The organism is Siphonobacter sp. BAB-5385 (assembly GCF_002261125.1).
Classification (GTDB): Bacteria; Bacteroidota; Bacteroidia; order Cytophagales; family Spirosomataceae; genus Siphonobacter.
The window spans coordinates 113843-126938 of sequence record NZ_NMPS01000070.1 but is presented as its reverse complement, the minus strand read 5'-3'; the positions used below and the strand labels follow the sequence as shown (position 1 = coordinate 126938).

The following is a 13096-nucleotide window of genomic DNA, read 5'->3' as shown; positions in this document are numbered from 1 at the left end:
GATGAACCTTTTTAGTTTAGCGATTGTGTAGCCAAACGGCCATTTTCCCCACACCCCGATGACTCCAGAGGTGGTACGGAATAGCTGTAAATTTCGCTCCGCCGGGGTTTTCCCCTTTGATGAGTACACTCGTGGTGATGAAATCCGGAGCGTTAATGGCTTTTAGTTTCGTCTGCTCATTAACGGAGATTTGCTCGACCTCACCACCATTATCCACGCCCTCCACGCAGTATACAATCGGGCCGCGTTCGAGAGCGACCCGACCCTGATCTGCTTTCACCTTTTCGTGAGCCAGTACTTTGCGAATGGGCATTGGTAATTCCATTTCTACGACATCCCCTTTCTTCCAGGTACGCTGCAATACGGCAAAGCCTTTTTCGAGCCGATACGCAGCTTTTTTTCCGTTGACTTTAATCGTGATGGGCTGAGCTTCGGCGTTCTGATACCGGTACAGATCGCCAGGCATGGGTTTGCCCTGAGCCCAGCCGGGAATTCGAATTCGTACGGCAAATTCCGTAGCTTTTTCGGGCGTCAGTGTCAGTTTTTGAAAGCCATTCCAGGGGTAATTGGTCTCCTGCGTTACAGTAATCGGCTGATTGTTGAGGGTCAAATTAGCGGTACCGGCCATGAACAGATTCAGGTACAGATCATTATTTCGAACGGCATACACGTAGCCCGGCAGAGAAGGCATGACGCGGGTAACATTGGTGGGACAACACGAGGTCGCAAACCATTCGACTCGGGTTGCTTCGCCATTGAACTTGGTTACGCCATCGGCAGCCAGTGGGTTGGGATAGAAGAAGTGCGTACCGTCCAGCGAGACCCCCGACAGAAAGCCGTTGTACATGATTCGCTCGAAGACGTCCAGATAAGCGGCATCGCCCGACTCCAGAAACATCCGGTAATTCCAGAGCATCTGAGCTACGGAAGCACAGGTTTCCGCGTAGGCTTCCTGATTGGGTAATTCGTAATCTTCTCCGAACCCTTCGTTCATCCGGTTGGCTCCTACCCCGCCGGTCAGAAACATTCGCTGATCTACGGCGTTGTGCCAGAGTTTATTGAGGGCTTTGCCATAGGTTTTGGCTCCCATTACGGCATCTACATCGGTCATACCCGCGTACAGGTATCCTGCACGTACCGAATGGCCCACTACTTCGGTTTGTTCCGTTACAGGAATGTGATCCTGGAAGTACAAACTATCGGCGTGCGAAGCACTACCGTCGGGTTGTTGCACGATGAGAATCCGGCGAAGGTCTTTACGGCCCCGCATATCAATGAAAAATTTGGCCAGATCCAGGTATTCTTTCTTCTTAGTTGCCCGGTAGAGTTTAACCAGCCCCAACTCAATTTCTTCGTGGCCGGGTACCTCAATTAACTTCTCCGGACCGAATACCTTCAATAAATAATCGGCGTTTTTGGTGGCTACGTTTAGTAAGGTTTTCTTTCCGGTAGCCTGGTAGTGAGCCACGGCGGCTTCGTACAAATGGCCTACGTTGTATAGTTCGTGCGAGCCATTTAAGAAATTAAACCGGGTATAGCCGGATCGCCAGTCCCGGTCCATTATTTTATCGCCCAAAATGGTACGAATTGTGTACAGGTATCCATCGGGTTCCTGAGCCGCCGCGATTTTAGTGATGACCGTATCCAGGTACGCCTCCAGTTTCGGATCGGGATGACTGGCCAGCGAGTACGAAGCTCCTTCGACCACTTTGAACACGTCGGAATCATCAAATCGCTGCCCCTGAAATTCTCCTTTCTTCAGCTTCCCCGCAATAGCAAAATTGTCAATCCGACCCGTTTCCTCGCACTTTTGAAAAGCAAAAGGAATGGTTTGCGTACGGTTAGTTTCAATCCGGGGCTGCCAGAAAGCCGAGGTAATTTTAACGTTCGTAAAGGGTACGGGTTGGATGGGATAATCCTGGCTCCGGGCGGAAAACGTCAGGATTGAACCTAGTATCGCAGTGGTCAGGAAGGTACTTTTTCTCATAAAATGCCAGCTTGGGTACGTTTAACAACGCATTCTCTCAAAAAAATAATACCTCTTCGCTTCAAACGGTCCAGAAAATGATCGGCCTTGGCTGAACAAATCAGCCAAGGCCCGCTTCCCGCTTCCTACCCTACTACTCGCTCAAAACCTACTCCATTTCCGCTACTTTTCCGCCATTCAGCTGAAGCATACGGGTTACGCATTGCGGGATTTCCTCGGTGTAATGCGAAACGTACAACAAGGTACGGTCCGTATTTTCGCACAGGCTATCGACGGTATCCCGAAAACGAATCATCTGATCCGTGTCCAGTCCCTGACAGGGTTCATCAAGAATAAGTAGGGGCGGATTTTTGATTAAGGCCCGAGCCAGCAATACCAGCCGTTGCTGCCCGGTGGAAAGCTGAGCCAGTCGTTTATCATGATAAGCTTGCAGTTCAAACGCCGTCAGGAATTGTTCGACGTAAGCGGCTTGTTCGTCTTTGAGTTTTTTGAACAGACCCATGGTATCAAACAGGCCGGAAGCTACCACTTTCCAGACGTTTTGATCGCGGGGAAAGTACAAATGCAGTTCGGGTGATACGAATCCGATGTTTTTCTTAATATCCCAGATGCTTTCGCCCGTACCCCGTTTCCGGTCAAACAAGTCAAAATCATTGGCGTAGGCTTGCGGGTTGTCGCCCGTAATTAAACTCAGTAAGGTAGATTTTCCGGAGCCGTTCGGACCGAGCAAAGCCCATTTTTCGCCCCGTTTCACCTCCCAGTTTATCCCGTCCAGTATTTGGGTTTCTCCGTAGCGAATCGAAATATTTCGCATTCGGATGGCATAGTCAAAAGAAGCCGCTGGTGTCAGCGGTTCGGGTAACTGAATCTGGTCCCGCCGCTTGGCTGCCGCAGGAGGTACATAGTTCCATCGCAGTAGGGACTTGCCTTCGGGTAACTCAAGTATATGCGTAATGGGGTTGGGAATATCCGTCGGCGGAGCGACCAGAATCAACGTCGTACCCGTTTCGGCAATGTGCGTGAGAATATCGTGCAAAGCGGACCGGCTCGCTACATCCAGTCCGACAAACGGATTATCCAGTAAAAGTACCTGCGGATTTCTCAGAAAACTCAGCGTGAGCAACGTCCGCCGGGTTTCGCCATTGGAAAGCGAAGTAACGTGCCGATCCAGTAAATGACTAACCCGCAATCGCGTAGCCACTTCCTGCACATACGCTTCCTCGTAAGCCAGCGGCGGTAACTGTATCGAATGAGCGTCGACGGTACCTACGGGTTTCACCTGATTTTGCAGGACTTCCCATACCGTTGGACTTTCCACCGATGCATAACTATTGAAACGCTGCTGATAGAAGGTGGCCGAAGCCGCAATATTTCGGTTAAAACTGAAATCGTTGGGGACCAATTCGACGCTTTCTTTCGGCAGATCGGAATGAAATACGCCTCCCAGCACGGATCGTTTTCCGGCCAGTATGGATAACAGCAAAGACTTTCCCGAACCCGTAGGGCCTACCAAGGCCCAGTGTTGGCCTTTTTCCAGCGTCCAGTTTAAGTTTTCGATCAGGGTTTCTCGCTCCCAACCGATGCGGGCATTTATCAATTCAAAAGATACAGACATTCGCTACTGCTATTGTAGGCCAGGTTCTATGCTCCCAGCCGCATTACTCATTGGTTATTTTTTCCACTTCAGGGTGTTCACCAGGTGCATTACATCCTGCTTGATGTACTCGACCACCGGAGCCAGGGAATCATTCTCCGTAGCCGTTTGCAGATACATGGCTCCGCGTAGAAAATGCTTCGTGGAATCTGTCGTATAAAACTGCATATGACTGGGTACATCTCCGGCGATTTCCAGCAGAGTAAAGGTCTGTCCGGACTTGCCCAGGGCGACAGCATCTTTCAGAGCGTAAGCTTTTTCCTGATGTTTGGCAGCCAGCTTGTACGCGTCGGAAATAAAGCCCCGCAGGCGTTCCTTACTGCCCTGTACGGGCTTATAGGTCAATTGAACATTAGCTTTTAAAGACGGATAGGTAATGAAAATCCAGTGGGGCTCGGCTCCTTTGAACGTATCCGGTTTGATGACTGCGGCTTTGGAATACTCGAAGGTATACGGATGATTTTCCGTGAGGGGCTGATACGCGTGCGGGGGTAAATCAATCCGGGGAAAGCCTTTGGGTTTGGGCGTATAATCTTCACTACAAGACCATAAAATACTACTCATCAAAAAGGTCAGGAAGCTGTAAGAAAGAGTTCGGAGCATCTTTTTAGTAGTCTGTTTTCCGTTTTCTGTTTCAAACCTTACGTTCAGGAAAACGGTAAACGCTATAACGAAAAGCGGGAATCCAACTGATGGATTCCCGCGAATTTATCATTATTTTCCTAGGAGTTGAGTCCCAATGTTCGTTTACTCAAACAAGTTACCCAGGCCGCCCAGTACCGAACCACTTTCCTTACCACTACCCGTAACACTGGTCATGGAACCCAGGGCGTTCGCTAGTTTCACAATCGGCATCGACTGAATCCAGACCCGCCCCGTACCCGAAAGGGTCGCCAGGAAGATACCTTCACCGCCGAAAACCATGGATTTTAAACCACCCGAACGCTGGATGGAATAGTTGATTTGCTGCTCAAAACCTACGATACAGCCCGTGTCAACCCGTAGGGTTTCATTATTCAGATACCGCTCAATGACGACCCCTCCGGCGTGGATAAACGCCAGTCCGTCGCCCTGCAATCGCTGGAGGACAAAGCCTTCCCCACCGAATAGTCCCGAGCCGATTTTTTGATTGAACGTGATCGCTACTTTCGTTCCCAAGGCGGCACACAGGAAGCTATCTTTCTGAGTAATGAGGGCCTGGCCCGGTAAATTGGCCAGATTGATGGGCAGTACGGTACCCGGATACGGAGCCGCAAAAGCCACCTTACGCTTGCCGTAGCCACGGTTAGTAAAGTGCGTCATGAAGAGCGATTCGCCCATCAGCTTCCGGCTTCCGGCCTGCAGGAGTTTTCCCAGCAAGCCGCGATCAGGTTCCGAGCCGTCGCCCATCTTGGTTTCGAACTGAATGCCATCTTCCATAAAGAGCATGGCTCCGGCTTCGGCAATTACCGTTTCGTTGGGGTCCAGTTCGATTTCAACGATCTGAATATCTTCACCAATAATTTTGTAATCAATCTCGTGGCTACGCATGGTAGTGTTCCGGTTTTAAAGCGTTTGAGTCGTTTGATAAAGGACCAGGAGCTGAAATAAACATTTATATTTTCAGTAACAAACACTGCTTTAAACTATTGTCCCCCAGCTACTTATATAAAATTCAATGTACTAAATACGGCTTTATGCTGATGACTCAAACCCCATAACCTGAAACGTTCCAAACGTAGTTACTCCCCTAATTCCCGTTTGAGATCGTCCGGCAAATCGAAATCTTCCTCTTCTTCTTCGTCCTCGCGTTTGCGACCCGGCAAAGCTTCCAAGTCATCCCGATGACGAAGTTTTTTATCATCTACCGTCCGGTTCAGGAATTCGTTGATCTTGTCGATGGGCAGAGACATATTCAGCTCGCCAAAGTTATTAATCGTAATATCCAGCCTTCCAAGTCTTTATGAACTCGCGGCTTTTCGGGTTGAACGGGCTTTTTTGGTGATTTCTTAGCCATGGCTTTTATGTTTTGAGTTTTGCGTGTCGGGTTTAGCGTTCAGTCTAACTTTCTCGACTTTTTGCCAAAAAGGATGGGCCAACTCCAAACGCTAAACCCAAAACTCCGAACGCTACAGGACTTTCGTTAATCGGTTAATGACTTCTGCTTTCCCCATGATTTCCATGGAAAGCATCAAATCCGGCCCGGCAGCGGCTCCGGTCAGTACTACCCGAAGGGGTTGCATCACCTTACCCAGTTTGATGCCTTTCTCATCGGTCACCTTGTGCAAGGCTTCCTTGGCCGTCTCGGCGGTGAAGGGTTCAACGGCGGGCAAAGCCTCGGCATAAGCCTGTACTACCCCGGCTACATCCGCATTCCATTTGCTGTTCATCACCTGCTCATCGTACTGCGTGGGAGCTTCGAAAAGAAACTTCGATTGCTCGACGATTTCCTGCGGAAACGTGACGCGGTCCTTCAACAAATGAACAATGCTCTGTACTTGTTCCGCTGTAGAAGCGGGAAATGACGCCTTCAGTAATTCAGCTATCGAATCATCCGAACGTTGCCGCAAATACTGCTGGTTGAACCATTTGGCTTTCGCAATATCGAAACGGGCTCCGGCTTTGTGAATCTTATCCAGACTAAACGCCGTAATCAGTTCGTCCATCGTAAACATCTCCTGTTCGGTACCAGGGTTCCAGCCTAAAAAGGCTAAGAAGTTCACGACAGCCTCGGGCAGGTACCCGTCCTCACGAAAGCCACGGGCTACAGTACCCGTTGCCGGATCTTTCCATTCGAGCGGAAATACCGGAAAACCGCCCAGATCCGCGTCACGTTTCGACAACTTGCCATTGCCTTCGGGTTTCAGCAACAGCGGCAGGTGAGCAAATTCGGGACGTTCCCAGCCAAAAGACTGGTATAATAGTACGTGTAAAGGAGCCGAGGGTAACCACTCTTCCCCGCGAATGACGTGCGTAATGCCCATCAAATGGTCATCCACCACGTTCGCCAGGTGGTACGTTGGCATTCCATCGGCTTTGAGTAAAACTTTATCATCAATCTGGGACGAATGCACGTTTACCCATTCCCGAATCAAGTCTTTAAAACGAATTTCTTCCTTGGCCGGTACTTTCAGACGAATTACGTACGGCTCACCAGCGGCAATCTTGGCCTGTACTTCTTCGACGGGCAAGGTCAGCGAGTTTTTTAAACGAGTCCGCGTGATGCTGTTGTACTGAAAGGCCGAACCTTGTTTTTCAAACGTCTGACGCATTTCGTCCAGTTCTTCCGGCGTATCGAAGGCGTAGTAAGCCTTGTCCGTAGCCACGAGCGTTTCGGCAAAATCGCGGTACATGTGTTTCCGTTCCGACTGGCGATAAGGCTCGTGGGGGCCGCCCACGCCGATGCCTTCATCGATGGTGATACCCACCCACGCCAAGGCTTCGAGGATGTAATTTTCGGCTCCCGGTACAAAGCGGTTCTGATCCGTATCTTCAATGCGAAGGAGCATCTTTCCGCCCGTCTGGCGGGCGAACAGGTAGTTATACAAAGCGGTACGAACGCCGCCAATGTGTAAGGCTCCCGTGGGACTGGGAGCAAAACGTACGCGAACTTGAGTAGACATAGTAATAGTTTCGGATGGCGGATGTACGAGCGTTCGATACGGTCTGATCGATTCGTAACCTGGCTCCGCTCCAGTTGCTGCGACAAAGGTACTTGTTTTCCAGGCGGCGTGTTTCGTTTTTTGCGTACGATTCGCTTTTCTTCCAACAAACGATGGCTGATTTATCTTTTTTGAATTTCCATACCCACCGTATCGAGCCCAACGAAGGGACCGAGACCATTTATAATGCTCATTTTTCGGAAGCAACGCCTGCCGGGCAACGCATCAGTCTGGGCATTCATCCCTGGTACATTCAGGAAGCAGCCATCGATTCGCAACTAGCCCTGATCGAACAGGCTCTTCAGCAAAAGCAATTAACCGCCGTGGGCGAATGCGGACTGGATCGGCTAACCGAGGCTCCACTTTCCTTGCAACAAGCGGTATTTGAACGGCAGTTGTTACTGGCCCATCAGTACCAGATGCCCGTCATTATTCACTGCGTACGGGCGTTCCCTGAATTGATTGCGTTGGTCAAGCGACTGAAACTGAAGATTCCATTGATTGTACATGGCTTCAACGCCAATGAGCAGATTGCCCAGCAACTACTCCAGCACGATTTCTATTTTTCCCTCGGCCATGCCTTGCTGAAAGAAGGATCAAATGCTTCGAAGTGTCTGAAAATGATTCCGTTAGACCGACTTTTTCTGGAAACGGATGATCAGCAACTCTCCATTGATCGTATCTTTGTGGAGGCTTCCCGGCAGCTGAATGGTTCTGTGAATGAGCTACAAAATCAAATCTGGCAGAATTTTCAGCGGATCACGGCCTGTTGAAGCGGTATCCTTAAAGCAATGAGTTGGTTATCAAGAACTGAATTATTGATCGGGCCAGAAGGGCTCGATTTATTAGCAAAGGCCCACGTTCTGGTGATTGGCCTGGGTGGTGTAGGCTCCTTCGCTGCCGAATTTATCGCCCGCTCGGGTGTGGGTGAAATGACTATCGTGGATGGTGATGTGGTAGACCCTTCCAACCGAAACCGGCAATTACCCGCCCTGGCTACTACGCACGGACTTTCAAAGGCCGATCTCATGGCCGAACGATTGCTGAGTATCAATCCGGAACTGAAACTGCACGTACGCAAGGATTTTCTTTCTCCCGAAGCCGCCCGCGACATTCTGAACCAGCCCTTTGACTACGTCATGGATTGTATCGATTCGATTACACCCAAACTGACGCTACTGGAAACGGCGTATCAGAAGGGGTATCGCATCATTAGTTCGATGGGTGCAGGTGGAAAATTTGACCCAACGCAGGTACAGGTGGCGGACCTGTTTCAGACCAAGTCCTGTACCCTCGCCTACTACGTACGCAAACGGCTGCGTCGCCTTGGCGTGCAATCGGGAATCAAGGCGGTATACTCGACGGAGCTGGTACGAGCCGAATCGCTCATGCATACCGACGGTTCGAATTTTAAACGTTCGGCCTACGGAACGATCTCCTACCTTCCCGCTACGTTCGGAGCCGTCTGTGCTTCGGTCGTTATTCGGGATTTGCTGGGTGAACCCATCGCCGACTACGAAGCGTCTCAACTGGAGGCCCGGAAGAAAGAACAGCGGAAACGGGAAGAATTTTTCCGTTTACAGGCGAAGCGGAAAGCTAAACAGGCTTTAAAAAAGTAGGGCTGGACTAAAGTCCAGCCCTACGAAAAGGGTCAAGCCTGCGGCTCTGGTTCGGAAGTACGCTTTAATGGTTCGGATCACAATCCTCTACCTACGATACCTTTTGCGTACCAGAGCCGCAGGCTCGATCCATCTGGTAGCCACGGACGTTGGTCCGTGGCTCATGATCATCGCCGTGCTTGCTCAATACCCCGTATTCTGAGGAAAAGCCGTAACGCCACCCGTGGTTCGGTCAATCTGCGTTTGTGGAATGGGTCGCAGGTTATGGTACTCCTGAAGATTCACGATATCAGGGTTATACTTTTTCACGCGTTCGACCAGTACACCCCAGCGTTTCAGATCGTACCAGCGAAACATTTCACCTGCCAGTTCCCGCTCGCGTTCTTCCATGATAAATTCCATGGTTAGATCCGAAGCTTTGATTTTCATGGCTTCCTGTTGACCGGCCCATGCTGCCCGTACCCGTACCACGTTGATGGCATCGGTGGCTTCCTGCATTTTACCCAGCTTCAGATTCGCTTCGGCCAGAATCAGATAGGTCTCGGCCAGACGCATCACAAACCAGTCGCGACTGCCCCACTCCGCCGTTACATCCTGCCGCAGTGGATCGAAGAACTTCTTCAACGGAGGAAACAACGTAGGTCTATACTGGCTCGGTACCAGCACCTGATACGGTTTAGCCGCCCGCTGAGCCTGCGTCCATTCCATACCAGGAATAAAAATGGCCGTATCCCCCGCAGCAAATGTTACTTTCGTTTTCGAGTTATCGAACACGTTGGTAAACGTGCCCGGATTGTTAGAGTACCAGGTGTCCTTGAACGTTTTCTTGTACCGTGAATCTTTCGTACGATCCGCTGGATTGAAAACGGTGTTCAGCATATAATTCGTCGGCATATACCGTTTCCAGGGCCGACCATTGGCCAAATCCCGTTTCATCCCTGCCTGAACGTCGTACTCATTTCCAAAAAATAAGTGGGTTTGATTCCCATTGTAAATCGTTCCCGTATTGCTGGAACTGGGCCCAATGTCCGTCAACGCATCGTTCGTGTACTGCACCGCGAAGATGACTTCACTATTCACCTGATTGGCCTGATCGTAGACGCTGGCAAAGTCGGTCAGTAAGGAGTACGTATAATTCTTGATCACATTTTGAGCATAGGTAGCCGCCTTGGTATAATCATCTGACGCAGCAGCCTCTGACGTTGCTTTGGTCAGGTACACGCGAGCCAGCAGATGCTCACAGGCTCCTTTCGTGACCCGGCCATAATCAGCGGTAGTCGTCGGCAATTGCGTTAACGCCGCTTCCAGATCGGCAGTAATAGCTGCGTATACATCCTTGACCGGAGCACGGGTAAAATCTTTTTTTGCTTCCAGATTGCCCGTTAGTGTCAGAGCAACCGGTCCCCAGTTTTGCACCAGAATGAAGTAATGATGAGCTCGCAAAAAGCGTAATTCGGCAATTCGCAAGTTTTTATTCGCATCCGTCAAACCGGAAACCTGACCCGCGTTGGCTTTATCGATGAGAATGTTCATCGTGTTGATCGCCACGTAGAAGTTATTCCATAGATCCCGGAGCAGATCCACATTCGAATTGAATTCGGTTGTATAACGGTTCATGTACTTGTAGCTGCCGTCAGCTCCCATCGTAAACGTATCGGTGCCGAATACCGTCAGGTTGGTACCGATTTCGCGACCGTAATAATCCCGTAACGAGGCATACGCGGCCCGAACGCCCGCTTCAAACCCCGCTGACGTGTCATAATACTCACCGCCTACCGATGAAATGGCTTTTTCATCGAGCATGTTACTGCACGATTGCCCGGTCAGCATCAGACTGGCAATCAATAAAGAATATACTATTTTTTTCATGAATGTCTGTAGTTGAAACCGGAACCAGCGTTCCGAATCGTTTGCTAGAATTTCGCGTTGATACCGAAAATGAACTGACGGGCCGAAGGCGTCTGATTTTCATCCACGTTATTCACGGTCTCATTATCGATACCCTTGTATTTCGAACGGTATTCCGAGAAAATGAAGGGCTGCTGAGCGGCTACATAAGCCCGTAAACTGCTCATCCCCAGTTTTCTGGCAATACCTTCGGTGAAGTTGTATCCTACATTGATGTTGCGAACTTTTACGAACGTACCGCTGAAATAGCGTAAAGTACTGGCGTACAGGGGCGATTCCTGGTTTTGGTTCGGACGAGGAAATTCGTTCGTAGGATTGTTAGGCGTCCAGTAATCAATATCCAGGTTATTATAACGGCCAGCTAACGTGTTGAAGGTCTGGTGGAAACCACTGGTAATGGTACTTCCCACGCGGGCATACAGGAAAAAGGACAGATCAACGCCCTTGAAGCTGAAGCGGTTCGTCATACCGGCGGTGAATTTCGGAATCTGTGAACCGATAATCATCCGGTCATACGTAGCGTCTATCTTCCCGTCGGGCACGCCGTCTTTTCCACTGATGTCAAGTAGTTTTACTTCGCCTGGGTTCTGTCCGTAGCGTTTGGCTTCTTCACTTTCGCTCGTTTGCCAGATGCCAATTTTCTTGAAGTCGTAGATAGCCGTAATCGGTTGACCAATGAATCGGGCATTTCCCACGTCATCTACTTTACCGTTGAACAATTCACGAATCTGTTCCTTGTTTTTGGTGAACTGCAAATCCGTTGACCAGCGGAAACCATTCGCCGCATCAATGTTGATCGTTGACAGCGTAATTTCCAGACCCTGGTTACGGGTTTTGCCTACGTTCCGCAATACGCTTCCGTATCCGCTCGTGAACGGCAACTGATCGGCGAGTAGTAAATCCTTGGTATCAGCCTGATAGACTTCGAGTGAACCGGCGATTCGTCCCCGGAAGAAACTGTAGTCCAAACCGACGTTTGCCGTTGTAGTCGTTTCCCAGCGTAAGTTGGGGTTCCCCAGTACGTTAGGTCGGTAGCCGTACGCCCCGATCGTATTCCAGGCGTAGACGGTACGGGACAGGAGGTTTTGCGTTTGGTAAGGATCAATGGCCGTATTACCAATGGAACCCCAACTACCCCGAAGTTTCAACTGATCGAGCCAGCTTACGCCTTTCAGGAACGCTTCGTTACTCATATTCCAACCCACGGCCAACGAGGGAAAAAACCCGAATTTATTGTTTCTACCAAAACGCGAAGATCCATCGTACCGACCCGTCAGTGTAATCAGGTATTTATCATTATAACTATAATTGACCCGCCCCATGAACGATAGTAAAGTCCACTGAGTCAATCCGGTACCCACGCCGGCAATGGTCGATGCCTGGCCCAGACTGTAGAATTCCTGCGTAGAAGCGGGAATACCATTCACGTTGATCCGAGCTGTTTCGTAGTTATCCCGCTGAATGGAGTGCAGAGCCGTAATATTCAGATCGTGTACTTCGCGGAACTGTTTCTGATACGTCAGGATATTTTCCAGCGTATAGTTAAAGCCCTGCGAGTAATCGGTCAGACCCCGGGGATCACCACCCCGTCGATCACTCGTGTAAGTACCCCAGAAACGGCCAAAGCGACGGTTCGTAAAGTCTGGTCCGAAATTGAGTCGGTATTTAAGTCCGTCAATGATGTTCCATTCCCCGTAAAGGCTGTTGAAAATACGGATCGTTTTCGTTTCGGCAATGTTTGATCCGGGTACTACTTCCGCCGCCGGGTTTGACTGTAAACCATCGGACGTTGGAAGGAAAATCAGATTACCGTTCTCGTCGTAGGGTTTTCCCAGCGGATTTTCCCGTAAGGTTAATCCCAGGGGGTTAAAGCCATTGCCACCACCCGGATAGAACGTATCGTTTCCGTTCGCAACGCTGTATACGGCGAAAGTAGATGTACCCACTTTAATCCGTTTCGTTATCTGGTGATCCAGATTGATCCGGAAGGAATACCGCGTAAAATCCTGGGTTTTAATGATTCCTTTATCCTGAAAGAAGTTACCCGAAATAGCAACTGCGTTTTTTCGCTGCCGCCCTGTACTCCCAACTGGTGACTCTGAATTTGCCCCGTACGGAAAATATACGACTGGTAATCGGTCGTGCGATTGTTGGCAATGCCATCCAATTCTACGGCTTCAAAGATTTTACTATCGGCTGCCGGGTCCGAGTCATTGTAGCGACCTGAGGTCCGCCGCGATTCGCGTTTGTACTCGGCAAACTCAGCACCATTCATGACATCGATCTT

At 50.0% G+C, this 13096-nt stretch carries 9 protein-coding genes and 1 pseudogene; 2 read left to right on the top strand and 8 right to left on the bottom strand.

The window, feature by feature from the left end; genetic code table 11:
* Nucleotides 1-16: 16 nt before the first annotated feature.
* The 6 genes and pseudogenes from BWI93_RS06810 to gltX all read right to left on the bottom strand — a co-directional run bounded on the left by BWI93_RS06810 (nucleotide 17) and on the right by gltX (nucleotide 7243).
* The gene (locus BWI93_RS06810) at nucleotides 17-1987 is read right to left on the bottom strand and encodes a glycoside hydrolase family 127 protein (RefSeq protein WP_094809476.1); all 1971 of its coding nucleotides are present in this window, start codon (nucleotides 1985-1987) and stop codon (nucleotides 17-19) included.
* Between the two features lie 148 nt (nucleotides 1988-2135).
* Nucleotides 2136-3602 (bottom strand): ATP-binding cassette domain-containing protein, encoded by a 1467-nt coding sequence (locus tag BWI93_RS06805; RefSeq protein ID WP_094809474.1) that lies wholly within the window; start codon nucleotides 3600-3602, stop codon nucleotides 2136-2138.
* 54 nt (nucleotides 3603-3656) lie between these two features.
* Nucleotides 3657-4244, bottom strand: coding sequence for a gliding motility lipoprotein GldD (gene gldD / locus BWI93_RS06800; RefSeq protein ID WP_094809472.1), 588 nt, complete (start codon nucleotides 4242-4244; stop codon nucleotides 3657-3659).
* A gap of 144 nt (nucleotides 4245-4388) precedes the next feature.
* Nucleotides 4389-5171: a TIGR00266 family protein gene (locus tag BWI93_RS06795; RefSeq protein WP_094809470.1), complete on the bottom strand. Its 783-nt coding sequence runs from the start codon at nucleotides 5169-5171 to the stop codon at nucleotides 4389-4391.
* 191 nt (nucleotides 5172-5362) lie between these two features.
* Nucleotides 5363-5637, bottom strand: a pseudogene (locus BWI93_RS06790) (hypothetical protein).
* Between the two features lie 112 nt (nucleotides 5638-5749).
* On the bottom strand, nucleotides 5750-7243 hold the full coding sequence (gene gltX, locus BWI93_RS06785; RefSeq protein WP_094809468.1) for a glutamate--tRNA ligase: 1494 nt from the start codon (nucleotides 7241-7243) through the stop codon (nucleotides 5750-5752).
* 152 nt (nucleotides 7244-7395) lie between these two features.
* On the opposite strand from gltX, the gene BWI93_RS06780 reads away from it, so the two are divergent.
* Together BWI93_RS06780 and BWI93_RS06775 are read left to right on the top strand one after the other, a co-directional pair.
* The gene (locus BWI93_RS06780; RefSeq protein ID WP_094809466.1) at nucleotides 7396-8055 is read left to right on the top strand and encodes a TatD family hydrolase; all 660 of its coding nucleotides are present in this window, start codon (nucleotides 7396-7398) and stop codon (nucleotides 8053-8055) included.
* A gap of 18 nt (nucleotides 8056-8073) precedes the next feature.
* Complete coding sequence (locus BWI93_RS06775) at nucleotides 8074-8901, top strand: ThiF family adenylyltransferase (RefSeq protein WP_094809464.1); 828 nt, start codon at nucleotides 8074-8076, stop codon at nucleotides 8899-8901.
* 183 nt (nucleotides 8902-9084) lie between these two features.
* On the opposite strand, the gene BWI93_RS06770 is transcribed toward BWI93_RS06775, so the two are convergent.
* Nucleotides 9085-10770: a RagB/SusD family nutrient uptake outer membrane protein gene (locus BWI93_RS06770; RefSeq protein ID WP_094809462.1), complete on the bottom strand. Its 1686-nt coding sequence runs from the start codon at nucleotides 10768-10770 to the stop codon at nucleotides 9085-9087.
* A gap of 44 nt (nucleotides 10771-10814) precedes the next feature.
* Nucleotides 10815-12977, bottom strand: coding sequence for a SusC/RagA family TonB-linked outer membrane protein (locus tag BWI93_RS06765; protein WP_255157759.1), 2163 nt, complete (start codon nucleotides 12975-12977; stop codon nucleotides 10815-10817).
* Between the last annotated feature and the right edge of the window lie 119 nt (nucleotides 12978-13096).

Excerpts from the sequence above, each read along its gene's own strand:
- BWI93_RS06810 (WP_094809476.1), bottom strand. The coding sequence starts at position 1,987 with ATGAGAAAAAGTACCTTCCTGACCACTGCGATACTAGGTTCAATCCTG.
- BWI93_RS06805 (WP_094809474.1), bottom strand. The coding sequence starts at position 3,602 with ATGTCTGTATCTTTTGAATTGATAAATGCCCGCATCGGTTGGGAGCGA.
- gldD (WP_094809472.1), bottom strand. The coding sequence starts at position 4,244 with ATGCTCCGAACTCTTTCTTACAGCTTCCTGACCTTTTTGATGAGTAGT.
- BWI93_RS06795 (WP_094809470.1), bottom strand. The coding sequence starts at position 5,171 with ATGCGTAGCCACGAGATTGATTACAAAATTATTGGTGAAGATATTCAG.
- gltX (WP_094809468.1), bottom strand. The coding sequence starts at position 7,243 with ATGTCTACTCAAGTTCGCGTACGTTTTGCTCCCAGTCCCACGGGAGCC.
- BWI93_RS06780 (WP_094809466.1), top strand. The coding sequence starts at position 7,396 with ATGGCTGATTTATCTTTTTTGAATTTCCATACCCACCGTATCGAGCCC.
- BWI93_RS06775 (WP_094809464.1), top strand. The coding sequence starts at position 8,074 with ATGAGTTGGTTATCAAGAACTGAATTATTGATCGGGCCAGAAGGGCTC.
- BWI93_RS06770 (WP_094809462.1), bottom strand. The coding sequence starts at position 10,770 with ATGAAAAAAATAGTATATTCTTTATTGATTGCCAGTCTGATGCTGACC.